This is a genomic window from Campylobacter sp. CFSAN093260, assembly GCF_012890095.1.
In the GTDB taxonomy this organism is placed as follows: Bacteria; Campylobacterota; Campylobacteria; order Campylobacterales; family Campylobacteraceae; genus Campylobacter_D; species Campylobacter_D jejuni.
Window position 1 is genome coordinate 627,442 of record NZ_CP040618.1, and the last position, 25,731, is coordinate 653,172.

Consider the following 25,731-nt stretch of genomic DNA (forward strand, 5'->3'; position numbering starts at 1 on the left):
TAAAGAAAAGTTTTTACTTGCTATTTTCTTAAAAAATAAAGCAAAGGCGTAAGCAAATTTTGTTCCAAAAATTGATTTTTTTTGCTAAAATTGCTTTTATGAGAGTAGATAAATTTTTAAATGTAGTTAATATCACGAAAAGAAGAGCTATTTCTGAAGATATGTGTAAAAGTGGTGTAGTGGGGATTAATGGCGTTATTGTTAAAGCGAGTAAAGAGGTTAAGGTGGGTGATATTATCACTTTACATTTTACTGAATACACTCAAAAATATAAAGTCCTAGCTATACCTAGTACGAAAAGTATTCCTAAAAACGCACAAAATGAATATGTGGTAAAATTATGAAAGAATTTATTTTAGCAAAAGATGAGATCAAAACGATGCTTCAAATAATGCCTAAAGAAGGTGTTGTTTTACTTCAAGGAGATTTAGCTAGTGGAAAAACAAGCTTAGTGCAAGCTTGGGTTAAATTTCTTGGTCTTGATGCAAGGGTGGATTCTCCAACTTTTTCCATTATGCAAAAATATGAAAATCATGATATTTGCATTTATCATTATGATATTTATCAAGAAGGTTTAGAAGGACTTTTAGCAAATGGTTTATTTGAAAATTTTTTTGAAAAAGGTTTACATTTGGTTGAATGGGGCGGTGAAAATTTGAAAAAAACTTTAATGAAATTTGGAATTTCTACTATCCAGATTAAAATTAGCATTAAAGATGACAAAAGAAAGTATGAAATTTATGAGTAAATTAGAAATTGTAAATTTAGAAAAAATTATTAAAAAAACTAAGATTATACATGGAATTTCTTTAGAGGTTAATAGCGGAGAAGTTGTAGGACTTTTAGGGCCAAATGGTGCAGGAAAAACGACAACTTTTTATATGATATGTGGACTTATTTCCCCAAGTAGTGGAAAAGTTCTTTTAGACGGTTTAGATGTGACAAAAGATCCTTTAAACAAAAGAGCTAGATCAGGGATAGGTTATTTACCTCAAGAAAGTAGTATTTTTAAGGATTTAAGTGTAGAAGATAACCTGCTTTTAGCGGCTCAGATTTTTTATAAAGATAAAAAAATTTTACATGATAAAGTTGAGCAAATGCTTGAACTCTTAAGTATAGAGCCTATTCGTTTAAGGAAAGGTTTAAGTTTAAGTGGAGGTGAAAGAAGGCGTTGTGAGATCGCTAGAAGCTTGATGTGTGAACCTAAGTTTTTGCTTCTTGATGAGCCTTTTGCAGGTGTTGATCCTATAGCAGTGGCTGAAATTCAAACTTTAATTAAAGAGCTTAAAAGATTGGGGATTGGGGTTTTAATTACCGATCATAATGTGCGTGAGACTTTGGCTATTTGTGATAGAGCTTATGTTATAAGATCAGGTTCTTTACTTGCTAGTGGGAATGCTGATGAAATTGCAACCAATAAAGATGTGAAAAAGTATTATTTAGGAGCGGAGTTTAAACTCCTTGATTGATGTTAAAGCAAAAAATCACCCAAGCACCCAAGACTAAAATTTCCCAAACTTTACGCTCTTGGTTGCCGATTTTACAAGCAAACATAGAAGATTTAAAAGAAAATTTAGATAAATTTGCTGAGGATAATCCTTTCTTAAATGTTCAAGATTCGATACAAACTCATGATAAGGGTAAGAATTATTTTGATTCATTTTATAAACATAATGTAAATTCGGCTTTTGTGGATAGTAAAGGACTTGCCAAAAAAAGTGTTTATGAGCTTTTAAATGAACAGATTCTTCCTCCTTTGTTTCCTACAAGCAAATCTCAAGAACTTGCAAAAAAAATTATAGAATGCTTAAATGAGGAAGGATATTTTGAACACGATGAAGAATTTTTAAAAGAGTATTCTTTGGAAGAAATTGAGCGAGTAAGAGCAAGATTTAAATTTTTAGATCCTGTAGGAGTGGGAGCTAAAGATTATAAAGAAGCATTTTTATTTGCTCTTGAAAATATGGAGTTAGATGAAGATATTGATGAGTTTTGTAGAATGTTGATTATGGATTTTGAAAATATACAAAACTATACCAAAGAGCCTTTATATAAAGAAGCATTAGCTGTACTTAAGCGCTTTAGCACTCCCCCTTTTTTGGAATATTTTGAAGATTCTCGTATAATTGTTCCTGATATTTTTGTTTATAAAGAAAATGGTGAAATTAAAGCAAAAATCAATGATGATTATTATCCTGAAATTTCAATCCAAACTGATGGTTTAGAGCATGATTTTTTAAGTCATTACATCAAAGAAGCAAAAAATTTAGTTGATGCTTTAGCGATGAGAAAAGCTACTCTTTATAAAATAGGGCTTATGATAGTAGAATATCAATATGATTTTTTCATGGGAAAAGAGATAAAACCTATGACTTTTAAGGATTTAGCACTTGATTTAGAACGCAATGCTTCGACTATATCAAGAGCTGTGGCAAATAAATATTTAAGTTGTGAAAGAGGACTTATCCCTTTGCGTGATTTTTTTGCTTTTGCTCTTGATGAAGAGGGAGAGACTTCAAATGTAGGTGTTAAAGAATTTGTGGCAAATTTAGTAAAGAATGAAGATCGCAATAAACCTTTAAGCGATAGTAAAATTTTAGAATTAATCAAAGAAGAATTTAAAGTCGATATAGGGCGAAGAACTATTACAAAATATCGCAAACATCTTAATATAGCAAGCTCTACAGATAGAAAAAAATTATATGAACTTGAAGGATAAAATTCTATCAATCTATCAAACCCATTACACTTTTGTTTTATATTTAAATTTAATTTAAATAATATAAAAAATTATTGTTTTATTTTTAGAAATATTATTCTTTAATTTAAAAATATGATACAATAATAACTGTTTTTAAATATTAATTTTCAAAGGAGTTAAAATGGACTTTTTAACAAGCCTTAGTGAGGGAGGGCAATTTGCAATCCAAATCATTATCGTTTTAATTTGTCTTTTTTACGGTGCAAAAAAATGCGGCATAGCGCTTGGTTTACTTGGTGGTATAGGTATTTTAATGCTTGTATTTGCTTTTCATATAAAGCCTGGAAAACCAGCCATAGATGTTATGCTTACAATTTTAGCGGTAGTGGTTGCGAGTGCAACTTTGCAAGCAAGCGGTGGTTTGGATGTTATGCTTCAAATAGCAGAAAGAATTTTAAGACGCAATCCTAAATCTTTAACAATATTAGCGCCTTTTGTAACCTGCTTTTTGACTATACTTTGTGGAACAGGACATGTGGTTTATACTATTATGCCTATTATTTATGATATAGCGATTAAAAACGGTATTCGTCCTGAGCGTCCAATGGCGGCAGCTTCTATATCATCACAAATGGGTATTATTGCATCTCCTGTATCTGTGGCTGTTGTGAGTTTGACTGCTTTGCTTTTAAATGCTAATCATAAATTAGCAGGTTTGGCTATATCAATCTTCTTCAAATTACTATACCTAGTACGCTTTTTGGTGTTTTATGTGTGGGAATTTTTTCTTGGTTTAGAGGAAAAGATTTGGATAAAGATGAAGTATTTCAAGAAAAACTTAAAGATCCTGAATTTAAAAAATATGTTTATGGGGATTCTAAAACACTTTTAGGTGTTAAACTTCCAAAAAGCAATTGGGTTGCAATGTGGATTTTCTTAGGAGCTATTGCTTTAGTGGCTTTATTAGGTGTATTTGATTTCTTGCGTCCAAACTGGGGACAAGTTGTAAAAAATGGCATTCCTCAAGTAGACGCTTTAGGCAATCCTAAAATGGATGTTTTATCCATGGTTTCAGTTATTCAGATGTTTATGCTTTTAGCAGGTTCTTTGATTATCATCTTTACTAAAACAGATGCAAAGAAAATCGGCTCTAATGAAATTTTTAAATCAGGTATGATAGCACTTGTTGCGGTTTTTGGAATTTCTTGGATGGCTGATACTATGTTTGCAGTTCACACTCCTATGATGAAAGCAGTACTTGGAGATATAGTAAAAGAGCATCCTTGGACTTATGCTGTAATGCTTCTTTTAATTTCAAAATTTGTAAACTCTCAAGCAGCGGCTATTTCAGCTTTTGTTCCTTTGGCTTTAGGAATTGGTGTTGAACCTGGTGTGATTGTTGCTTTTGCGGCTGCTTGTTATGGATATTATATTTTACCAACTTATCCAAGCGATTTGGCTACTATACAATTTGACAGATCAGGTACTACTCACATTGGTAAATTTGTTATCAATCATAGTTTTATTTTACCAGGTCTTATAGGTGTAATCACTTCTTGTATAGCAGGATATTTTATCGCTATGGCAGCGGGTTATCTTTAACAATTTTTAGCAGGATTTTTCCTGCTAAATTCTTCATTTGTCTTTTTATTTAATATAGATAAAAATTATAAATAAATCATAAAATTAGTATTAATCAAAATATAAGCTTAACAAGGATAGAATAAATCCTATTTTGAATCAATGAGAAAGGGCTATCCTATGGATATTATCTTTGCTTCTACTTTTAGCTTTTGGTAGTTTATGGTTTTTTATCCGTTTTTGTGAAATTCAAACTTAGGACATGTGGATGATATTTTTACTAGTTTTAAGCTTAATACTTGCTCTTTATTTATTTTATGCTCTATTATATCCTGAAAAATTTTAAAGGAAAAATATGCTAGAAATTTTAATAACACTGATTATAGCTTTTATATTGGCTTTAATTTTTGGAAACTATCTTTATAAAATTGCAAGCTGTAAAAAAACTATTTTTGATTTTATTTTTAATCCAATTGATAACTTAATTTATAAAATTTGTGCAATTGATAGAAAAAATATGACTTGGCAAAAATTATTCTTTGCATTTAATTGCTTTTAATGCCTTAGTGGCTATTTTTTCTTTCGTGATTTTTTATTTGCAAGATAAACTTTTTTTAAATCCCAATTCGATAAATTCTATGAAAGGGGATTTGAATTTAAATACTGTAATTAGTTTTATTACAAATACAAACCTTCAGCATTATAGTGGAGAGAGTGCTTTAAGTTTGCTTTCGCAAAATACAGGCATTTTACTTGCTATGTTTGTTTCAAGTGCGAGTGGATATTCTGCTTGTATGGCTTTTTGTCGTGCTTTATGTAGTATGCAAATGGGAAATTTTATGAAGATTTTACGCGTATTATTACGCGTTTGATGTTGCCTTTAAGTTTTATTTTGGCTGTAATTTTTATCTCTGAAGGCGTGGTGTAAAATTATCACGCAAATTTTAGCGTGCTTACTTTAGAAAATAAATTTCAAAGCATTGCCACAGGTCCTGTTGCAGCTCTTGAGTCTATAAAACATTTAGGAACAAATGGGGGTGGTTTTTTTGGTGCTAATTCAAGCATGCCTTTTGAAAATCCTGCTTTACTTACAAATTTTTTGCAAATTTTATCCATGATGCTTATTCCTAGTGCCTGTGTTGTAGCTTTTGGATTGATGGTTTATCATAGAAAAGAAAGACAAGGTTTTGCTCTTATGGGAAAAGAAGGGGGAGTTATTTTTGGTGCAATGGGGATTATTTTTATCATTTCTTTGCTTTTAATTTATTTTAGCGAAAAAATGTCAAATCCAAATTTGGATTCTTTGGGTTTAAATGCAAATTTGGGAAATTTGGAAGGTAAAGAAATAAGATTTGGCACAGATGGTTCGAGTTTATTTAGTGCTGTAACTACTGCTTTTACTGCAGGAAGCGTCAATAATATGCACGATAGTTTAAATCCATTAAGTATCAGTGCTACTTTGCTAAATATGATGCTAAATGTAGCTTTCGGTGGCGAAGGAGTAGGGCTTATGAATATGATTATTTATGTGCTCTTAACCGTGTTTATTTGTGCATTAATGATAGGTAGAACTCCAGAATTCTTGGGTAAAAAAATAGAAAGCGCACAAATGAAGCTTATAGCTTTGGTAATTCTTATCCATCCTTTATTAATCCTTGTTTTAAGTGTATTAGCTGTTGTTTTTGCAAAAGATAGTATAAGCAATCCTAGCTTTCATGACTTGGCTCAAATTTTGTATGAATTTAGTTCTTCGGCAGCAAATAATGGTTCAGGACTTGAAGGTTTAAAAGATGATAATTTATTTTGGAATTTAAGCACAGCTTTTGCTATGTTTTGTGGGCGTTATTTGGTTTTAATAGCTCAGCTTGCTATAGCTGGATCGCTTTTGGCTAAAAATACACAAGAAAATACTGCAAATTCTTTAAAAACGGATAATTTAACTTTTATGTTTGTGCTTGTTTGTATTATATATATTTGCTGCACTTACTTTTTTTCCAGTGCTTACTTTATCAAGCGTTGCAGAATATTTATCTTTATGGCATTAAGGAGAGTCAATGTCTAAAAAACAAAATAAACTCATTGCAAAAGAAATTTTAAATAATGCCATAAAAGGAGCATTTTTAAAATTTGATCCACGCTTTATGGTAAAAAATCCTGTTATGTTTATGGTGGAAGTTAGATCGATTCTTACTTTGATTTTAAGTATTTTTCCTACTTTGTTTAATGGAAATTCTGATGAAAGAATTTATAACATCTTAATCACTTTTATTTTATTTGTAACCTTGCTTTTTGCAAATTTTGCAGAAAGTATTGCAGAAGGAAGGGGTAAAGCCCAAGCAGCTACCTTAAGACAAAGCAAAAAGGATTCTAAAGCTAGACGCATAAAAAGTGATGGCAGTGAAGAAATGCTTAATTCTAGCGAGTTAAAAATAGGTGATATAGTTTTAGTTAAAGCAGGTGAACTTATACCTAATGATGGAGAAATTATAGAAGGTGCTGCAAGTGTTGATGAATCAGCTATTACAGGTGAAAGTGCTCCTGTTATGCGTGAAGCGGGCGGTGATTTTTCTTCTGTTACAGGTGGGACTACGGTTTTAACTGATTTTTTAAAGATTAAAATTTTAGTTGGAGCTGGGGAAAGTTTTTTAGATAAAATGATCAATCTTGTAGAAGGTGCTGAGCGTCAAAAAACTCCAAATGAAATTGCTCTTAATACTCTTTTAATTGTACTTAGTTTGAGTTTTTTGGTGGTGGTTGTAAGTTTATATCCTTTTATGCAATTTTTAGGCGTGAGTTTGCCTATTTCATGGTTAGTAGCATTGCTTGTATGTCTTATTCCTACAACTATAGGGGGGGGGCTTTTATCAGCTATAGGAATAGCAGGTATGGACAAGGTAACGCGTTTTAATGTGATCGCACTTTCAGGCAAGGCTGTTGAAAGTTGTGGTGATGTTGATACTATGATTTTGGATAAAACAGGAACGATTACTTTTGGAAACCGTTTGGCAAATGAATTTTATGAAGTCCAAGGTATAAGTAAAGAAGAAATGATTAAAGCTTGTGTTTTATCCTCTTTAAAAGATGAAACTCCAGAAGGTAAAAGCATAGTTGCATTGGCTTAAAAAATGGGTTATGAATTAGAAGGTAATGATATTAAAGAATTTATCGAATTTAGCGCTCAAAATAGAATGAGTGGTGTGGATTTGCAAGATAATATAAAAATTCGCAAAGGTGCTTTTGATGCTATAAGAGCTTATATAAGCGAAATGAATGGAAAAATTCCTAGCGATTTAGAAACTAAGGTAATGGAAATTTCAAATCTTGGTGGTACTCCTTTGGTAGTGTGTAAAAATGAAAAAAATTTTTAGGAGTGATTTATCTAAAGGATACAGTAAAACACAGTAAAACCAGGACTTAAAGAGCGCTTTGATGAGCTTAGAAAAATGGGCATAAAAACTTTAATGTGTACCGGAGATAATCCTTTAACAGCAGCTACTATAGCCAAAGAAGCAGGGCTTGATCGATTTATAGCAGAATGCAAGCCTGAAGATAAAATAGAAGCTATTAAAAAAGAACAAGCCCAAGGTAAGATAGTAGCCATGACAGGAGATGGAACCAATGATGCTCCAGCTCTTGCACAAGCTGATGTAGGTATAGCTATGAACTCAGGAACTCAAGCAGCTAAAGAAGCAGCCAATATGATAGATCTTGATTCTAATCCTACTAAAATTTTAGAAGTAGTTGAAATAGGAAAAGGTTTGCTTATTACTAGAGGCAGTCTTACAACTTTTAGTATGGCAAATGATATTGCTAAGTATTTTGCTATTTTACCTGCTATGTTTAGTGTGGTTTTACCTCAAATGCAAATTTTAAATATTATGCATTTAGCTACCCCGCAAAGCGCTATTTTATCAGCACTTATTTTTAATGCTATTATTATACCTTTGCTCATACCTATTGCTATGCGTGGAGTTAAATTTAAGCCTATGAAAAGTGAGCATTTGCTTTTAAGAAATTTGAGTATTTATGGTTTAGGTGGTATGATAGCACCTTTTATAGGGATAAAAATAATTGATATTCCTACAGCTTGGATACTTAGAATTTTAGGAGTGTGATATGCTTAGAACTTTGCTTAGTTTTTTTGTGGTAATGCTAATATTGTGTACTCTTATTTATCCTTTTGCTTTAAATACAGTTGCAAAATTTATTTTTCCTTATCAATCAAGTGGAAGTTTAGTGGGTAAAGAAGGTCGTCCGACTTTGGATATAAGCAAAGCGGTAGGTTCAAAACTTTTGGGTCAAGATTTTAATAAGCCTTATTTTCTACATTCAAGAGCATCTGTATCAAATTACAATACAAGTGATACAAATGAAAGCAGTGTAAGTTCAGGTGGATTTAATTATGCTATGTCAAATCCTGCTTTAAAAGAGCGTGTGCAAAAAGATTTGCAAAAATTTTTAGATGAAAATCCGCAAATTACAAAAGAACAAATTCCTTTGGATTTATTAAGCGCTTCAGGATCAGGATTTGATCCTCATATCAGTCTTCAAGCAGCCCTAGTGCAAATTCCTAGGATAAGTCAATCTTCAAAAATCATCAAAGAAGAATTAGAAAAAATCATTCAAGAAAATACAGAGTCTAAATTTTTAGGGATTTTTGGGGAAGAAAAGGTTAATGTTTTAGCCGTTAATATAGCTATTACTAAAAGCCATGAAAAAAGAATAAACATGTAAAGACAAAGTCCTGAACAAATTCTAAAAAACTTGAGGTTAAAGCTAAGGAAGAAGAAAAAAACAAACTTGCAAAATTAAAAATTTTCTTAGGTTATGCTGCAGGTTCTGGAAAAACTTATGCTATGTTAAGTGAAGCCAGAACTTTAAGGGATAATGGAGTTGATGTTGTTTTAGGCTATATAGAGCCTCACGATAGACCTGAAACAATGGCTTTAGCACAAGGTTTTGAAAGTATAGCTAATCTTGAAATTCCTTATAAAAATATAGTATTAAAAGAATTTGATTTAGACGCTACCCTTAAGAGAAAGCTTGCTTTGGTTTTAGTAGATGAGCTTGCACACACTAATGCTAAAGGCTTGCGTAATGAAAAGCGTTTTCAAGATATAGAAGAACTTCTAAAAGCAGGGATTGATGTTTATACTACTTTAAATATACAGCATTTAGAAAGTTTAAATGATTTAGTCGCTAATATCAGTAAGATAGAAGTTAAAGAGCGTATTCCTGATCGTATTTTTGATGAGGCTGATCAGGTTGAACTTGTTGATATTGAACCTAATAAGCTTTTAAAAAGAATGCAAGATGGTAAAATTTATAAGGAAAAACAAGCCAAACTAGCACTTGAAAATTTCTTTCGCCAAGAAAGACTTATAGCTTTGCGTGAGATTGCCTTAAGAAGACTTGCTTCAAGAGTGAATTTAAGAGCAAGTGAACAAAGGCTTATTAATGATGATTTAGCTTATCATACTGGAGAGCATATTTTAGTTTGTATTAATGCTTCAAATGCAAAGGTTATTCGTGCGGCTGCAAGACTTGCTTTAGCTTTTCATGCTAAATTGAGTGCGCTTTATATAAAAAATCCCAATATTAAAGAAGAAAAAGCCTTAGAAGAAAATATAGAACTAGCTAAAAGTTTTGATGCTGAAATCATTAGCGTATATGATGATGATATAGCAAGACAAATTGCAGAGTATTCAAGTCTTAGCAATGTTTCTAAAATTGTTTTAGGTAAAAATAAAGATAAAAAAAGTTTAAAGAAGAGATTTTTGAAGCTGTTGCTAAAAAAGCACCCAATATTGATTTATATCTTGTTAATGAAAATCAAATTTCTACTCCTAAAATACGAAGTAAAAAAGGTTTTGATTTTTTAGGTTTTTTAAAAATCACAGGAGTTTTGCTTTTAGCAACTTTTATAGCTTTTGTATTTCATAAATTTAATACTCAGCCAAGTAATATGGTTATGATTTTTATTTTAGCAGTTTTTGCTTCTTCTTTTATTTCTGATAATAAAATTTTCGCCTTTTATTCTTCTTTGGTAAGTGTTTTGATTTATAATTTTTTTTAGAACCTATTTTTAGTCTTAAAGTTCATGATAGTGGAAATATTATTACTTTTACAACCATGTTTATAGTTGGATTTTTAACAGCTGTTTTTACTAGAAGATTAAAATTGCAATCTAAAGAACTCACTAAAAGAGCTTATAGAACAGCTATTTTGCTTGAAAATAGTGAAAATTTAGCAAGAGTGAAAAGCAAACAAGAGCTTTGGGAACAACTTGGAAATCAAGCTTTAAAATTATTAAATTTGCCTATTATTATTTATCCTATAAATAAAAACAATATTTTATCGAAATCTTTGTTGTTTTTTAACGATGATAAGCAAATGTTAAAAAATTGTTTTAGTGCTGATGAGATTGCTATTGCTCAATGGGTTGCAACAAATAAAGAAAGAGCAGGTGTTTGTACAAATACCCTGCCTAATGCTAATGCTATGTATTTACCTATAGAAGATGGGAAAAACTAAAGGGGTTATAGGTATAGTTTTAAAAGAAAAACGTCCCTTGCAAGACTTTCAGTATGAAATTTTAAGTGCTTTACTTAATGAGGCAGGAGTTAGAACAAGGGATATATTTTTATTATAAATCCCTTAATTTATTAATCTCATCTCTAATAGCAGCAGCTTTTTCAAACTCAAGTGCTTTAGCTGCTTCAAGCATTTGTTTTCTTAACTCTTTGACAAGTTTAGCTCTTTCGCTAGCAGGCATTTTTTCTAGTTTTTTACCTTTGCGATAAATTTCGCCTAAATCCTCTTCATTTTTTAAACTCTCTTCAATATGGCGTTTGACTGAAGTTGGCGTGATATTGTATTTTTTATTATAAGCCATTTGAAGTTTGCGGCGTTCATTTGTGGTATCCATAGCTTCTTGCATGGATTTTGTGATTTTTTTGCAAAAAAGCAAAACCTTACCATTGACATTTCTAGCTGCTCTTCCCATGGTTTGGATTAAACTTGTAGTGCTTCTTAAAAATCCTTCCTTATCTGCATCCATAATGGCAATGAGTGAAACTTCAGGTAGATCTAGTCCTTCTCTAAGTAGGTTAATGCCAATTAGCATATCAAAAGCACCGCTTCTTAAATCTCTTATGATTTCATTGCGTTCTATAGCATCGATGTCTGAGTGCATGTATTTGACTTTTATACCAAGCTCTAAATAATACCTTGTAAGTTCTTCAGCGAGTTTTTTAGTTAGCACAGTCACTAAAACACGTTCATTCCTTTGTATGACTTTTTTAGCCTCATCAAATAAAATTTCAACCTGATTATCACTATCTTTTAACTCTATTAAAGGATCAAGCAGTCCCGTAGGACGCATGATTTGATGAAAGATGTTTTCTTTGCTAAGTTCAAGTTCTAAAGGTGCAGGTGTGGCTGAAACAAAAAGAAATTGACAATTTTTATGGATAAATTCATCAAACATTAAAGGACGATTATCCAAGGCTGAAGGCAAACGAAAACCATAATCTACCAAGGTTTGTTTTCTGCTTCTATCTCCTGCAAACATACCTCTAAATTGTGGTAAAGATACATGGCTTTCATCGACTATAACAAGAAATTTTCTATCTTTAATCGCAAAATAATCAAAAAGCGTATAAGGAGTATCACCTTCTTTAAGCCCTGTTAAATGCCTTGCATAGTTTTCAACTCCTTTACACATTCCTATGCTTGTAAGCATTTCAAGATCAAATTCAACCCTTTGTTTAAGGCGTTGATATTCTACGAGTTTATTTTCATGTTCAAAATAAGCAAGGCGTTCGTTAAGTTCTGCTTTTATGTCTTTTATCGCTTGTTTTAGTCTTGTTTCACCTACACTAAACTGGCTTGTAGGATAGAGTATGAAGCGTTTTAAATCTTTGCCTTTTTTATTTTCTAAAACATTGTAATGATACATAGCATCAAGCTCATCGCCAAAAAATTCAAGCCTTACTACTTCATCTTCATAATAAGCTGGATAAATGTCTATAATATCTCCTTGAACTCTAAAATCTGCACGATCAAAAAAATTATCATTTCTTTTATAACCCATATCTACAAGTTTTTTTAAAAGTTCTTTTTGTGAAATTTGCATACCTAGTTCAAAGATTAAAACCATGCCTATGTATTCATTTGGATTACCAAGTCCATAATTTGCCGAAACACTAGCTATGCAAACTACATCTTCATAACTTAAAAGAGAAGCAGTAGCACTCAGTCTTAAACGCTCTAAGTCTTCATTAGTGGAGCTGTCTTTTTCTATGAAAACATCAGTGCGTGGAATATAGGCTTCAGGTTGATAATAATCATAATAAGATATAAAATATTCCACATGATTTTTAGAAAAAAAGCCTTTAAATTCGCTATAAAGTTGTGCACAAAGGCTTTTGTTGTGACTCATGATAAGAGTGGGCATATTAAGTTCTTTAATGACATTTGCCATGGTAAAGGTTTTTCCACTTCCTGTAACGCCTAGTAAGGTTTGATATTTGTTGCCTTTTTTTATACTTTTTACTATACCTTTTATGGCTTCTTGTTGATCAGAACTAGGTTTAAATTCGCTGGTAAGTTCTAACATTTTTCTACTTTATTTTTATTTTTGAAAAAATTTTAAAAGAAAATGCTTTAATTAAAAATTAATTGACAATAAAAACCTAAAATTAAATTTTTTTCTGCTACAATATCAAATAATATTTTCCATAAATTACAAATTTTTTAAGAAGGCAAAAATATGTTTGATGAAAAAATAATCAATACTATGACAGATAAAGTAAATGAATTAATTGAAAAGTATAACGAAGTTTGCGAAGCCAATGAGGCTTTAAGAAATGAGCTTGTAAGCGTTAAAGCACAAAATGAAGCAAAAAGTAATCAAATCATGCGTTTAGAAGAAGAACTTAAATCTCGCAATATAGAAAGCGAAGATATTTATAAGAAAATAGAGGCTGTTCTTGGCAGATAATCTAAAACAAGTCATTGTTAATGTTAATGCAAAAGATTTCATTGTTAAGTGCAGTGAAGAATTTGCAAATTTTTTAGAAGATGATATCGCTTTGATTTCAGGGGGTACTAAAAAAATAGAACTTAAACGCTTTGTAGATGCGTTTGTTAAAAAAAGTTATGAAAATTATATTCTAGAAAGAGAACTTAAGAAACTAATAAAAGCAATCAATGAAGAACTCCCGACAAAATGAATAAAGCTTTTACTCTGCTTGAGCTTGTTTTTGTGATTTTGATTTTGGGAATTTTGTCAAGCTTATCTTTATCTTTTATCAATACTACAAAAGATGAGGTTAAAATTTTAAAATTAAAAATGGACTATGAAATGCTAAGCTCAGCTCTTGCTTTAATGCGTAGTCAAATGAGACTTAAAAATTTAAATTTTCCAGAAATTTTAGATAATGCGCAAAACAATCAAGCCAAAGAAAAACTCTTTTATTGTTTAAATGATTGTGATTATTCTTTGCTTGATACACCTATTTATTCTGATTTTAAATCTTGGATAAAAATAGGTAAAAATCACTATAGATTTGCATTAAATGCTAAAGAGATGGTTGAATTTATTTATGATTCTAAAGAAGGTTTGTTAAAGTGTATAGGAAGTTCTAGATGCAAAGATCTGATATAAGATATTATGAACTTGCAATTTGTGGTTTGTATTTGGATAATTTAACTTTTCATAGTTTTGATGAAATCAAACCTTTAACACAGGTATTAGTGGATTTAAAATCTAAAAAAAATCTTAAAGCCATCGTACTTAAAGAATGTCAAAAACCTGATTTTAAAACTATAGAAATTAAAGAAATTACAAAGTATTTTCTAACTCCTTTGCAACTTGAATTGGCAAATTTTATTGTTTATTATTATGCTTCAAAACTTGGTTTTGTTTTGGGCTTTTTCGAAACTAGTCCTAAGTATGAATGTCAAAAAATGTTTTTTAAAGATACCCCTAAGCTAAGCAATCAACAACAAAATGCCTTAAGTTTTCTTCAAAAAGAAAACAATTCCTTGCTTTTTGCTGATACGGGTAGTGGCAAGACTGAAATTTATATTTCTTTGATAAAAGAGTGTTTAGAACAGGGTAAGCAAGCTTTGCTTTTAATGCCAGAAATCGCACTTACTCCACAAATGCAAAAGCGTTTAGAAGTGTATTTTAAGGATAATTTTTTCCTGTGGCATTCTAAAATTTCAAAGAAAAAAAAGCAAGAATATTTAGAGCGTTTTTGCAAGGGAGAAGTGCTTTTAGTAGCGGGTGCAAGATCGGCTTTGTTTTTACCCTTTAGAAATTTAGGACTTATTGTAGTAGATGAAGAACATGATAATTCTTATAAGGCTTCTAATCAGCCTTTTATCAATGCGAGAGATTTAGCACTTTTTTTGGGTCAAAAAAATAATATTAAAGTGGTTTTAGGTTCTGCAACCCCATCTTTAACGAGTTTTTACAAACAAAAAAGTTTTAGACTAAAAGGAACTTTTTTTGAGAGTAAAAAGCATTTTTTATATGATGAAAATGAGCTTGGTATAACGCCTATGCTTTTAAGCGAATTAGAAAAAAGTTTAAAACATCAAAAACAAGCTATAGTGTTTTTACCTACAAGGGCTAATTTTAGGCAAATCATTTGCAAGGATTGTGGGGAAACGATAAAATGTCCTTTTTGTTCTATTGCTATGAGTATGCATAAAAAGAAAAATGTTTTAAAATGTCATTATTGTAATTATACTTCTTTAATAGAGCAAAATTGTCCAAGTTGCAAAGGAGAAATGTTAGAAGCTAGAAAAATGGGGACTGCTGAACTTTTAGAGCTTTTGCAAAATGCTTTGCCTTTAGCAAAAATAGCAAAATTTGATAGCGATGAAATCACAAGCGTTAAAAAGCTTAATATTATTTTAAAAGACTTTAATGAAAATAAGATCGATATACTTATTGGCACTTCTATGCTTGCTAAAGGACATGATTATCATAGTGTGGATTTGAGTGTGATTTTAGGGCTTGATGAATATTTGTTGCGTCCTAGTTTTAGAGCGAGTGAAGAAACTTTAGCTTTAGCTATGCAAGTTGCAGGCAGGGCAGGGCGTAAAGGCGAAGCAAGAGTACTTTTGCAAACAAAAAATAGAGCTTTTTTTGAAAGGTATATAGAGAATTATGATGCTTTTTTAAAAGATGAGTTAGAAAATAGAAAAGATCTTTACCCCCCATTTAAACGCCTTTTAAGAGTTCTTATAGAAGATAAAGATCAAAAAAGTGCACAAAAACTTTGTGAAAAATTTGCTTCTCAATTTAGAAATATCAAACAGGTAGAATTGGTAGGCTATGGAATTTGTGGAGTTGAAATGCTGTATGGAAAATATCGTTTTTATTTGTTGCTTAGAAGTGAAAATCATAAAGCTTTAGTGGCAATTGAAAATTATATTTTGCAATTTAAAAATGCAAGTGCGGATATTGATCCTATTGATTTTGTGTAAGTGATATGATTATTTATCTTTGTATATTTTTTCAAATTCTTTATAATATTTCCAAGAATCAATAATATGAGGATGTGTTTGTTTTAAATGATTTAGTTCATTTTCAAATATATTAAAAAAAGTGTAAATAAGTGATTTATTTTTTATAAAATAATCTATTACATCTTTTTCTTTCATCATTTTTGATTCTGTTTCATCTATGGTTATTTTAATTTGATATAAAAAATCATACAAATAATGTTTAATTGTTGAAAATAAAAGATTGTTTTGTTCTAATTGCTTAAAATCATTTTTATCAATATATACACCCATATCATTACATAGGTCGTTTTTTATAATTTCTTGTATTATGTCTATTTTTTCATGATTGATATGTTTTCTGTCTAAAATTATGGGAATGCTAGAAGTTCTATCAATATTGAAATTTTTATTATTTTTAGGAGTATTGAGATAAAAGGTGTTATTAATATCTTTAGAATTTGCATAAAGTGTAATAGGAAAAAGATAGCGAATATAACCTCTAAATTCTTTAATTTTAAATAAATCTAATTTATCTTTATGGGGGGGGGGTAAAATTAAAATTTATAGCAAGTAAATTCATGGTATCGAAGGCCTTTGATTGGCGGATTTCTTCCATATCAAGATAGTATACATTGTCTTTGTTAAAATATTTTAATAAATAAGAGATGATAAAAACTCCTTGTTGTAGTTCATTTATATCGATTTTAATTTTATGATTTTGATGAGTAAGATAGTTGATGTAATAACGCCAATCATAAGTTAGATTAAATTCAGGGGGATAGTTTCTTAAAACTTTACTCCAATCTCTTCCCCAGCTATGCTTTAAAAGTCCTATTGGATCTCGAACTCCGCAAATAATCTTAGAATTAAAATCTAATAAAGATAGATATTTATCAAAATAAGGTAGATTAATTTCTGATATATTAATAGCATATTGAGCAATTGTATTATCATTTAGACACATGTAATTAATACAATATCTCTCTTTGCTATCAGGTGGTAAAACCCAGGAGGCAAAACAAGTTACATCGCAACATTGATTAAGGTATCTTAAAAATGCTGCTGCTCCAACGCCATGTGGAGAAATATAGATAAATTTATAGTGTTTAGGTAGGGGTAAATTTAAATCCCAAGCTAATTCTGCGCAATGTCGACTAGAATCTATTTCTATAAAATTAGGATTGATTAAAGGTGGATAAGGATGTTTTGTTGATAAATATCTATCCCTAAATTCGTTAGAATTGAGCCAAGTGCAAATTGTTTCAATATTTTTCAAAACAAAGGTAAAAAATTTTTCATTATTCGAATTTTTTAAAGCTTGTAAAAGAATTTGAGCTAGGGTTGGAGTTAGGTTATTTTTTATATAGAGTAAAAGATTTTGCATATAACCTCTTTTAATTGTATTTAATTTATATATAATTCATAAATATTTAAATGTCATGAAATTTAAATATATTATCAAAAATAAACTTTAATTAAAGCAATAAAAAGTTAAAATTTGATATTAAAATTTTTCAAAGAGTGAAGTTATGGAGTATAAAAGATTTAAAACCAGACAAATCAAAGTAGGAAATGTTTTAATAGGCGGTGATGCACCCATTTCAGTTCAATCTATGCTTTTTACTAAAACAAGAGATATAGAAGGTTCTTTAGAACAAATCAATCGTCTTTATTTTGCAGGAGCAAACATAGTGCGTTTGGCGTGCTTGGATATGGCTGATGCAAGGGCTTTAAAAGAGATTAAAGCTAAAAGTCCTCTACCTTTAATCGTAGATATTCATTTTAATCATAATTTGGCTGTATATTGTGCTGAATTTATCGATGGCGTGCGTATAAATCCTGGCAATATAGGCTCTAAAGAAAATATTAAAGAAGTGGTAAAAGCATGTAAAGAACGGGGTATCCCTATACGCATCGGTGTAAATCACGGCTCCATAGAAAAACAATTTAGTGATAAATTTGGTTATGGTGTCGATGCCATGCTAGAAAGTGCGATGTATAATATCAAGCTTTTAGAGGATTTAGACTTTTTTGATATTAAAATTTCCATGAAGACTTCAGATGCTCAAAAAACTATAGAAGCTTATGAGAGATTAAGACCGCTTTGTGATTATCCTTTTCACTTAGGGGTAACTGAAGCAGGAACTAAATTTCATAGCACTGTAAAAAGTTCTATAGCTTTAGGAAATTTACTTCTTAAAGGTATAGGCGATACTATGCGTGTTTCTATGACGGGTGAGCTTGAAGAAGAAATTCGTGTAGCAAGAGCAATTTTGCAAGATAGCGGAGTACAAAAAAGCGGAGTAAATATTATTTCATGTCCAACTTGCGGTAGGATTCAAAGTGATTTGTTAAGTGCGATTAAAATCGTAGAGGAAAAAACCAAGCATATAAAAGAACCTTTAAACATCAGTGTCATGGGTTGTGTGGTAAATGCTTTAGGCGAAGCCAAGGGCGCTGATGTGGCTATAGCCTTTGGGAAAAATCAAGGACTTGTCATAAGACATGGTGAAGTTGTAGCTAAATTAAAAGAAAGTGAACTTGTAGATAGATTTTTAGCTGAAGTTGAAGATGAGGTTAAAAGTAGGGCTGTAAAAGAATAAAAGCCTAAAAGCAAGGTTTAACCTTGCTTTTAGAATGGCCATATCGCTTCTATAACTTTACTACCCCAAGGTTTTCTTGTGCTTCTATCCACTTCTCCTTCTGTTTTATATAGAATTTTAGCATCTGCTATATATTTACTATCTATAGTATTGTCTTGACCGATGTCATAAGGACGAATAACACCGCTTAATTGTATGATTTGCTTCTCTCCGTTGATTAAAAGCTCTCTTGAACCTTCGATAAAATAATTACCATTTGATAAAATTTTAATTACACGTGTTGAAATTGTAGTATTGAAACTTTCATTTCTACTTTGTGAGCCTGTTCCTGTGTAGTTGTTTGAACTATTGGTTTGAAAGCCTATATTAGAATAAGCATTGACTTTATTAAGAGCATTAGCTACCACTCCTGAACTTCCTGTTAAAGCACCTCCGCCTAAATTTGAGGTATTAGTTCTACTTGTTGCTTTATTAGCTTGTGTGCTTTGAGTGGTACTTTCTTGTATAACAACTGTAACTAAATCATTTACATTCATAGCTTTTTTATCTGAAAATAAAGGATTATCCCCTTTGCCAAAAAGCGATCCTGGTGCACTTTCTACATTATTGCTTTGTTTTGGTGCAAGTTCTTCTACATAAGCAGGTGGTTTCATTGAAATTTGCGGATCAACCGTTGCAGAACAACCAAAAAATGCAAACGGTAACACATAAAATAAAACTTTTTTCATTTTCGTCCTTTAAAATATGAATTTTTATTTTTCTTTGTTAAAATTAGAAAAAGCAAAGAGTGTTCCACATTTATAAATTCAAGGAGAAAATGATGGCAAATCTTTATTTGATGAGATCTAGAAGTGATGAGTTAAATACTATTATTAGTACAAATTTGCTTAAAAATTATAGCAAAATTTACAAAAATATCGCAATTTATTGCCCTGTGATATACATACATCGCGTTCCTGTTTTGCAGGGTTGGTTGGAAGAATTTAATATCAATCAAACCGTAAAAAGCGCTTATGGTTTTACCTTTAGAGAGGCAATGGAGGAATTTAGCAAAGATCCTCATAATTTTTTTAATGTTATTTTAGAAGAATACGAAGAGTTAAAACGCAAATACGATTTTGTGCTTGTAAATAGTTTTTGCGAATTTGGAATACTTGATGGATTTGATCTTAGTATAAAATTGGCTAAAAATCTTAATACCCCTATCGCTGCTATTATTAACGATGAAGATAAACTTATAGCTCAAAAATATTTTGATCATGCTCTAGATGGTCGTAATTATGTTTTGATTAATGAAAATTTTAATTTTGAAGAAGTGCAAAAACTTAAAGAATATGATTTTATAACTCCTCATCGTTTTAAATATGAATTAATCAAACAAAGTATAAAAAATAAAAAAACCGTTGTTTTGCCAGAAAGTAATGATGAGAGAATTTTAAAAGCTGCTGAAATTTTATTAAAAAGTAAAGTTGTTGATCTTATTTTATTGGGCGATGAAGAAAAAATCAAACAAGATGCTACTAGATTAAGTCTTGATTTAAGTGCTATGCAAATTATGAATCCACTTAATTCAGAATATAATCAAGAATTTACTTCTATTCTTTATGAAGCAAGAAAATCTAAAGGCATGAGTTTAGAAGAGGCTAAGATGCTAGTTCAGGATAAAACTTATTTTGGAACTTTGCTTATACATACTGGAAAAGCTGATGCTATGGTTAGTGGAGCATCAACTACTACAGCTGAAACGATTCGCCCAGCATTACAGCTTATTAAAACCAAAGAAGGTATTAGTTCTGTTTCAGGAATTTTCTTTATGGGGCTTGAAGATCAAGTTTTAGCTTTTGCTGATTGTGCTGTAAATCCAAGTCCAACTGCCGAACAGCTTGCAACTAGTGCTTATGTAAGTGCTATGACTGCTAAATCTTTTGGACTTGAACCAAGAATAGCTTTGCTTTCTTATTCTAGTGGTGATAGCGGTAAAGGAGAAAGCGTAGATCTTGTAAAAGAAGCATTAAAGATTGCTAAAGAAAAATATCCTGAGTTGAATATAGATGGTCCTATGCAGTTTGACTGCGCTTATGATCCAAAAACTGCAGCAAAGAAAATGCCAAATTCTAAGATAGCAGGTCATGCAAATGTGTATATTTTTCCTGATCTTAACGCAGCAAATATTTGTTACAAAGCAGTTCAAAGAACTGCTAATGCTTTAGCAATCGGTCCTATTTTGCAAGGTCTTAAAAAACCTGTTAATGATTTAAGTCGTGGATGTTTGGTAGATGATATTGTAGATACCGTAATTTTAAGTGCAATACAAGCTCAATAGAAAGGAATGATAAATGAAAATTTTAGTTTTAAATTCAGGTTCTTCATCGATTAAATTTAAATTTTTTGATAATAAAATCGTTAAAGCCAGTGGATTGGTAGAAAAAATTGGAGAGCAAAATTCAAAGGTTGTATTAAAAAATACTTTAAATAATGAAAGTTTTGAAAGAGAATTAACAATAAATAATCACGAAGAAGGCCTTAGTATAGTTAATGAGCTTTTTAAAGAATCAGGAATTTTAGCAGATTTAAATGCGCTTGATGGCTGCGGTCATCGTATAGTTCATGGGGGAAGAAATTTAAGCGAGCATTGTTTAGTGGATGATTATGTTCTTAAAGAGATAGATAGGGTTAGTATTTTTGCTCCTTTGCATAATCCTGCGCATTTAGCAGGTATAAAAACAATGATCAAAGCTGCACCTAGTGTTGCTAATGCAGCTATTTTTGATACAGCTTTTCATCGCACTATGCCTGATTTTGCTTATATGTATGCTTTGCCTTATGATTTTTATGATAAGCATAATATTAGAAGATATGGTTTTCATGGGACTTCTCATGCTTATGTTAGTTCTAGAGCGGCAAAATTTCTTCAAAAAGATCAAAATGAATTAAATGTCATCTCTGCTCATCTTGGAAATGGTGCAAGTGTATGTGCTATAGAAAAAGGTAAGAGTATGGATACTTCTATGGGCTTTACTCCACTTGAAGGACTTATTATGGGAACGCGTTGTGGAGATTTAGACCCTGCTATTTTACCTTTTGTTAGTCATCTTAAGGGTTTAACTATAGAAGAAATAGATACACTGATGAATAAAAAAAGTGGAGTATATGGAATTTGCGGTTATAATGATTTTAGAGATATAGAAAGAGAGATAGAACAAGGTAATGATAAAGCACGCTTGGCTCTTGATATGTTTTGTTATCGTCTTGTTAAATATATAGGATCCTACTTTGCTGTGTTGCCAAAAACCGATGCTATTATTTTTACAGGTGGTATAGGAGAAAATGATAGTTTGGTTCGACAAAAAGTATGCGAGAGATTAGCTCATCTTGGTATCGAGTTAGATTTTGAACTTAACAAACAAAGGATTTCGGGCGAAAGAATGATAAATCATGCAAATTCTAAACTTAAAGTGCTTGTTATTCCTACAGATGAAGAATTAGAAATCGCTAGAATCACAGAAGAACTTATCGGTAAAAATTAAATTTTAAAAACTATATAAATCTTTCATTTATATAGTTTTTAGCAAGGTTGTATATTCACTTTGCTTTTCATTTAAAACTTTAAAAGTGCTTATCATGTAAGAAAATTCATCATCACTTAAATCATAAAGTTTTTTAACCAATAAATCATTTTTTGCTCTTAAGATATCATAAGCCTTTTTAGTTTTTGGAATTTCTTCATTTTTTATATTAAATTCTTGTTTTAGCTCATCAAAATGATGATTTTTATCATTGTAAAGCTGTAAAAGCAAAGCATTTTTAGCGAGGGTTTTATAAATTTCATTGTTTTGAATTTCTTCATCACTTGGTTGAGGCAGAGGAATTCTTTCTAGATAGGTTTTGCTTACATTGATTTGCACCATATTTCTTATGATAAAATCAACCACTAAAGAATTAAACAAAGCCAAAACAAATAAAATTCTTTCATAAGGCACTATATCCATGCAAATTGCATCATCTTTTACAATATATTGTTTCGGAATATTAGAATAAACACTATTTCCGCACCCGCAATTTTTTGGCAATAAAGAAGCTATCAAGGTTCTTTCATTTGTATCGCTTGCAATAGTTCTATATCCAAGTCTAAAAAATTCTCTATCGTATTTTATCAATTTAGGATTTAATTCTTTCCCAGTAGCTTTTTTAGCTCTTGAAAGTTCTTTGCTTTTTAATCGCTCGTCAAATTTAGCCTTTTCTAAAAAATAAGTAGCTTGGCTAAAATTTGTATCAAACTGATGTATCATTTTGCCTTCAAATAAAGGCAAAAGTCCTTCCCTAAACTCTTCTATAAACAAATCTTTATCATTTGTCATATGAAGTTCATTTACAAAATCTATATAATCAAAAGACAAGTTTTGAAAAGCATTGTAGCATTTTCTTAGAATTTCTAAAGCCTGTTTGTCTTTTAACTCCATTAAAGCTAGGTGAGTTGGGCTTAGTTTTTTGATATCTTTTAAACTTAGAGTTAAAATTTCATCTTTGTTTTTTAATGAGTTCATATCTGTTTTATAAAACATCGTTTTGATTTTGTGAGTGTGATTTGCTTGTGTGTTTTTTACTTGCATAAGAGCAAATTTATAGCTTTTATGCACATCAGCAAATATAGCTTGTCTATTTTCAAAACTATAAAAATATTCTAAAGTTTTATTTTCTAAAATTTCTTTTCTTAAAGTTAAGCTTCCATCTTCAAACATCAAAGCACTAGGAAGTACATAAGCTAAATTTCCATCTTGTTTTAAAAGAGAAAGATTTTTTTCTACAAAAAGACGAAATAAATTTCCATCTCCACTGCCTTTGTTTAAAGGATAAGCTTTTTTATAATACTCGCTTAAATCATTTATATATGCTTTTTGTTTTTCATAATTTTGCTTTATATAATCTTTCGCTAGCAAATTGTCTTGAATTTCTTTTTTCTTGCTAGCGATTAAGCTTCTATAATCGCTTTTATATTGCGGAAAGAAATCATCGTCACTAAATTTAGTTTTATCCCAAGGTGGATTACCTATGATGATATCAAAGCCTTTAAAGACTTGATTTTCTACGATTTCAGGAAATTCTAACTCATAGTTAAAGAAATTAAATTCTTTTTGATATTTGCTAATGACAGCTTTTGCTTGTTCATTTTGGCTTAAATTTTGTATATCATCTTGACTTAGGGCTTTTAGAATTTGTAATTCTTCTTTGTTGACAAAATGAAGCGTGTTGATATAGTTTAGATATAAATTTAGTTTCTTAAGTTTTGGTGTGATTTCATTTTGATAGATTTGTTTAGATTGTTTGATTTGTTCTTCGTTGGTATCTTTTAGATTGTCAAGTTTTTCAAATACTTCTTGTAAAATTTCAAATTCTTGTGTTATGGAATTTGTAAAAAGGTTGCTTGAGTTTTGTTTTATCAAATCTTTAAAATCACTTAGGTTAGAATTTATCAAAGCATTGCCGCACTTTATGTGGTGTTCTATAAAAGAAAGTGGGGTTGTAAAGATAAAACTATCTATCCAAAGGCTAAGTTTAGTAAGCTCTATGCTAAAAGGGTTTAAATCCACTCCATAAATAATGCGTTTTAGTAAAAGTCGTTTTAAAATATCACTCTCATCTACTTCATAGTCTTGCACAAAATCTTTTATATGATTTAAAATATTTTCTTTTTCTTCTTCGTAAAGTTCTTTTAAATTTGTAAAATGATCAAAATCTGATAAAACAATGTGTGTAATAGCGTTTAAAACTCCAACTAAAAAATGTCCACTACCGCAAGCATTGTCTAGTATTTTAAATTTCAAAATATTTTCATTGTTTAGTTTGTCTTTTAAAGCACTTTGGATTAAAAAATTAGCTATGGATTGAGGTGTGTAAAAGCTTGCGCTTGCTTTTCTTGAGTTGCTAGTATTTTTAAGGTAAATTTGTCCTTTTTTGTAAAAGGTGTATTTTTCTACTTTTTTTGATTTTTCTAAAATTTTGAAATCATAATTATCAAAATAACATTCTATTTCTTTTGATTTTTCTTTATAGCTTACATAGTAAATATCTTCATTTGCTATTTCAAAAAAATAAGAAAGCAAGCCTTCATAAATCGTGCCTAAATGTTCTACACTTAAAGTTTTGTAATCTCTTTTAAAGCTTAGATTTTTATCTTTAAAATTTAATAATTGGTTTAAAATGAATTTTAAATCTTTATCGTTAAAGATTTTTGGCGTGCTTAAAAGAGCGGTTTTGCTCTCATCAAACAAACCGCCATTAAAAACAGGCATGTCAAAATTGCCTTTGCCTTTGTTGTAAATGTTGAAAATATTTTCAAGTTCTCCAAAGCCACCACTTGAGCTTTCATCTTCTTGTAAATTTTCAAGTAAGGTTCTAAGACTGATTTTACTTTTAAAATACTTATGTTTTTCTAGTATAATTTCAAATTTATCTTCAAAATAAGCAATAAATAAAAGCCTAAAGATAAAATATAAAGAATTTTCATAGATTAGTTTTAAATCCGCCTTTGTTTTATTGTAAATTCTAGAGCCTATGAATTCAAATAAAGATTCATTTCCATTGGTTCCGTAAATGATAGATTTTAAATCATCTTCTATTTTGATTTTTGAAAGTTTATTGTTTTGTAGAGTTATTTCTAAATGATCTTCTTTTTCTGTGAAATTAAAAGCGCTAAATACACTATAAAAATACGCAAAAGCTTCAATATTTTGATCTTCAATGATTTTTTCTAGATTGATTTCGTAAAAAACTTTGTTTGAATTCAGTATAGAATTATCATAAAAACGCCAAAATCTACCATTGGTTAAAAAACCATAATTTTTCTTAAGATTGCCTAGATATCTTAGAATTTGAAAGTGAGGGTTGTCTTTTACTTTTTTATTGTCTATTTCTATATTATAAGCTTTTGACTCTAAAATGATTGTGAAATCATTGCTTGATTTTTTTGTTTCTTTGTCTAAATTTTCGTATTTTGATTTTAATTTGTCATTGCTAAAAAGTAGAAAATCAGGTTTTTCCAATTTTCCTTGTATGATTTTTTCATCTTGTCTTACAAAGCACCACCCTAAAATTTCTAATACTTTTGATATAAATTCATCTTCAAATTGATGTTCGTTTTGTTTTATAAATTTATTTTTGTCGTAAATTTTTGTAATTTTAGTTAAAATATCTCTAAAGGCTTTTTGATTTGCGTTGAAATTATAAATCTTAGGAAAGTCAATTTCTAAAGAATAGCTTGTAAAAAGATTATTGTTGAGGTATTTTTTAAGTTCTTGATAGTAATTCATGGCTTTCTTTCTA

The 25,731-nt window shown here is 30.2% G+C and carries 20 protein-coding genes and 6 pseudogenes; 22 read left to right on the forward strand and 4 right to left on the reverse strand.

The features are described 5' to 3' along the window. The first annotated feature begins 98 nt into the window (after positions 1-98). From FBF22_RS03260 to FBF22_RS08615, 15 genes and pseudogenes are all read left to right on the forward strand, one after another. Entirely contained in the window at positions 99-344 is a 246-nt protein-coding gene (locus FBF22_RS03260; RefSeq protein WP_002860004.1) for an RNA-binding S4 domain-containing protein, read from the forward strand. Continuing rightward, entirely contained in the window at positions 341-748 is a 408-nt protein-coding gene (gene tsaE, locus FBF22_RS03265) for a tRNA (adenosine(37)-N6)-threonylcarbamoyltransferase complex ATPase subunit type 1 TsaE (protein WP_002858585.1), read from the forward strand. The genes FBF22_RS03260 and tsaE overlap by 4 nt, the downstream gene beginning before the upstream one ends. Continuing rightward, a complete protein-coding gene (gene lptB / locus FBF22_RS03270) occupies positions 741-1,469 on the forward strand; it encodes an LPS export ABC transporter ATP-binding protein (protein WP_002855252.1) in 729 nt (242 codons plus the stop codon). Before tsaE ends, lptB begins: the two co-directional genes overlap by 8 nt. Then, entirely contained in the window at positions 1,469-2,719 is a 1,251-nt protein-coding gene (locus FBF22_RS03275) for an RNA polymerase factor sigma-54 (protein ID WP_002885600.1), read from the forward strand. Before lptB ends, FBF22_RS03275 begins: the two co-directional genes overlap by 1 nt. 163 nt (positions 2,720-2,882) lie before the next feature. Next, a pseudogene (locus FBF22_RS03280) lies at positions 2,883-4,303 on the forward strand (anaerobic C4-dicarboxylate transporter). A gap of 141 nt (positions 4,304-4,444) precedes the next feature. Then, a pseudogene (kdpF, locus tag FBF22_RS03285) lies at positions 4,445-4,628 on the forward strand (K(+)-transporting ATPase subunit F). Between the two features lie 9 nt (positions 4,629-4,637). Further along, the gene (locus tag FBF22_RS08605) at positions 4,638-4,841 is read left to right on the forward strand and encodes a potassium-transporting ATPase subunit KdpA (protein WP_002864731.1); all 204 of its coding nucleotides are present in this window, start codon (positions 4,638-4,640) and stop codon (positions 4,839-4,841) included. Between the two features lie 25 nt (positions 4,842-4,866). Next, complete coding sequence (locus FBF22_RS08610) at positions 4,867-5,154, forward strand: potassium-transporting ATPase subunit KdpA (protein ID WP_250499438.1); 288 nt, start codon at positions 4,867-4,869, stop codon at positions 5,152-5,154. Beyond that, positions 5,154-6,344: pseudogene (kdpA, locus tag FBF22_RS03290) on the forward strand (potassium-transporting ATPase subunit KdpA). The gene FBF22_RS08610 and the pseudogene kdpA overlap by 1 nt, the downstream one beginning before the upstream one ends. After that, positions 6,337-8,397: pseudogene (gene kdpB / locus FBF22_RS03295) on the forward strand (potassium-transporting ATPase subunit KdpB). Before kdpA ends, kdpB begins: the two co-directional pseudogenes overlap by 8 nt. Position 8,398: 1 nt before the next feature. Further along, the gene (kdpC, locus tag FBF22_RS03300; RefSeq protein WP_002884662.1) at positions 8,399-9,016 is read left to right on the forward strand and encodes a potassium-transporting ATPase subunit KdpC; all 618 of its coding nucleotides are present in this window, start codon (positions 8,399-8,401) and stop codon (positions 9,014-9,016) included. A gap of 122 nt (positions 9,017-9,138) precedes the next feature. After that, complete coding sequence (locus tag FBF22_RS08465) at positions 9,139-10,164, forward strand: sensor histidine kinase KdpD (RefSeq protein WP_237914538.1); 1,026 nt, start codon at positions 9,139-9,141, stop codon at positions 10,162-10,164. Between the two features lie 23 nt (positions 10,165-10,187). Next, positions 10,188-10,426 (forward strand): annotated as a pseudogene (locus tag FBF22_RS08470) (DUF4118 domain-containing protein); the annotation flags it as partial. 36 nt (positions 10,427-10,462) lie between these two features. After that, positions 10,463-10,816, forward strand: coding sequence for a hypothetical protein (locus FBF22_RS08475; protein WP_237914540.1), 354 nt, complete (start codon positions 10,463-10,465; stop codon positions 10,814-10,816). After that, a complete protein-coding gene (locus tag FBF22_RS08615; protein ID WP_256379349.1) occupies positions 10,803-10,934 on the forward strand; it encodes a hypothetical protein in 132 nt (43 codons plus the stop codon). Before FBF22_RS08475 ends, FBF22_RS08615 begins: the two co-directional genes overlap by 14 nt. Here the strand turns inward: FBF22_RS08615 and uvrB are convergent. Beyond that, complete coding sequence (gene uvrB, locus FBF22_RS03310) at positions 10,929-12,902, reverse strand: excinuclease ABC subunit UvrB (protein WP_002884660.1); 1,974 nt, start codon at positions 12,900-12,902, stop codon at positions 10,929-10,931. The two genes, FBF22_RS08615 and uvrB, sit on opposite strands and share 6 nt — an antisense overlap. Positions 12,903-13,055: 153 nt before the next feature. On the opposite strand from uvrB, the gene FBF22_RS03315 reads away from it, so the two are divergent. Genes FBF22_RS03315 through FBF22_RS03330 form a run of 4 tightly spaced genes read left to right on the forward strand, consistent with a single transcriptional unit; the run spans position 13,056 to position 15,787 of the window. Beyond that, entirely contained in the window at positions 13,056-13,286 is a 231-nt protein-coding gene (locus tag FBF22_RS03315; protein WP_002852327.1) for a hypothetical protein, read from the forward strand. Beyond that, positions 13,276-13,518 carry a hypothetical protein gene (locus FBF22_RS03320; protein WP_002854947.1) on the forward strand — a complete coding sequence of 81 codons (243 nt, stop codon included), beginning with the start codon at positions 13,276-13,278 and terminating at the stop codon, positions 13,516-13,518. The genes FBF22_RS03315 and FBF22_RS03320 overlap by 11 nt, the downstream gene beginning before the upstream one ends. Further along, positions 13,515-13,952, forward strand: a complete 438-nt coding sequence (locus tag FBF22_RS03325; protein ID WP_002852324.1) for a prepilin-type N-terminal cleavage/methylation domain-containing protein — start codon at positions 13,515-13,517, stop codon at positions 13,950-13,952. The genes FBF22_RS03320 and FBF22_RS03325 overlap by 4 nt, the downstream gene beginning before the upstream one ends. After that, positions 13,934-15,787 (forward strand): primosomal protein N', encoded by a 1,854-nt coding sequence (locus FBF22_RS03330; protein WP_002884657.1) that lies wholly within the window; start codon positions 13,934-13,936, stop codon positions 15,785-15,787. Before FBF22_RS03325 ends, FBF22_RS03330 begins: the two co-directional genes overlap by 19 nt. A 9-nt stretch (positions 15,788-15,796) precedes the next feature. Here FBF22_RS03330 and FBF22_RS03335 read toward each other — a convergent pair. Further along, a pseudogene (locus FBF22_RS03335) lies at positions 15,797-17,192 on the reverse strand (DUF2972 domain-containing protein). 145 nt (positions 17,193-17,337) lie between these two features. On the opposite strand from FBF22_RS03335, the gene ispG reads away from it, so the two are divergent. Beyond that, positions 17,338-18,411, forward strand: coding sequence for a flavodoxin-dependent (E)-4-hydroxy-3-methylbut-2-enyl-diphosphate synthase (ispG, locus tag FBF22_RS03340; RefSeq protein WP_002854766.1), 1,074 nt, complete (start codon positions 17,338-17,340; stop codon positions 18,409-18,411). 29 nt (positions 18,412-18,440) lie between these two features. Here the strand turns inward: ispG and flgH are convergent, their stop codons facing one another. After that, positions 18,441-19,139: a flagellar basal body L-ring protein FlgH gene (gene flgH, locus FBF22_RS03345; protein WP_002864738.1), complete on the reverse strand. Its 699-nt coding sequence runs from the start codon at positions 19,137-19,139 to the stop codon at positions 18,441-18,443. Between the two features lie 89 nt (positions 19,140-19,228). Between flgH and pta the strand changes: the two genes are divergently transcribed. Both pta and FBF22_RS03355 read left to right on the forward strand, forming a co-directional pair. After that, complete coding sequence (gene pta / locus FBF22_RS03350; RefSeq protein WP_002864739.1) at positions 19,229-20,734, forward strand: phosphate acetyltransferase; 1,506 nt, start codon at positions 19,229-19,231, stop codon at positions 20,732-20,734. Positions 20,735-20,747: 13 nt separating this feature from the next. Then, positions 20,748-21,938: an acetate kinase gene (locus FBF22_RS03355; RefSeq protein WP_002864740.1), complete on the forward strand. Its 1,191-nt coding sequence runs from the start codon at positions 20,748-20,750 to the stop codon at positions 21,936-21,938. Between the two features lie 27 nt (positions 21,939-21,965). Here FBF22_RS03355 and FBF22_RS03360 read toward each other — a convergent pair whose 3' ends face one another. Further along, on the reverse strand, positions 21,966-25,718 hold the full coding sequence (locus FBF22_RS03360; protein WP_002884654.1) for an Eco57I restriction-modification methylase domain-containing protein: 3,753 nt from the start codon (positions 25,716-25,718) through the stop codon (positions 21,966-21,968). Positions 25,719-25,731: the final 13 nt, after the last annotated feature.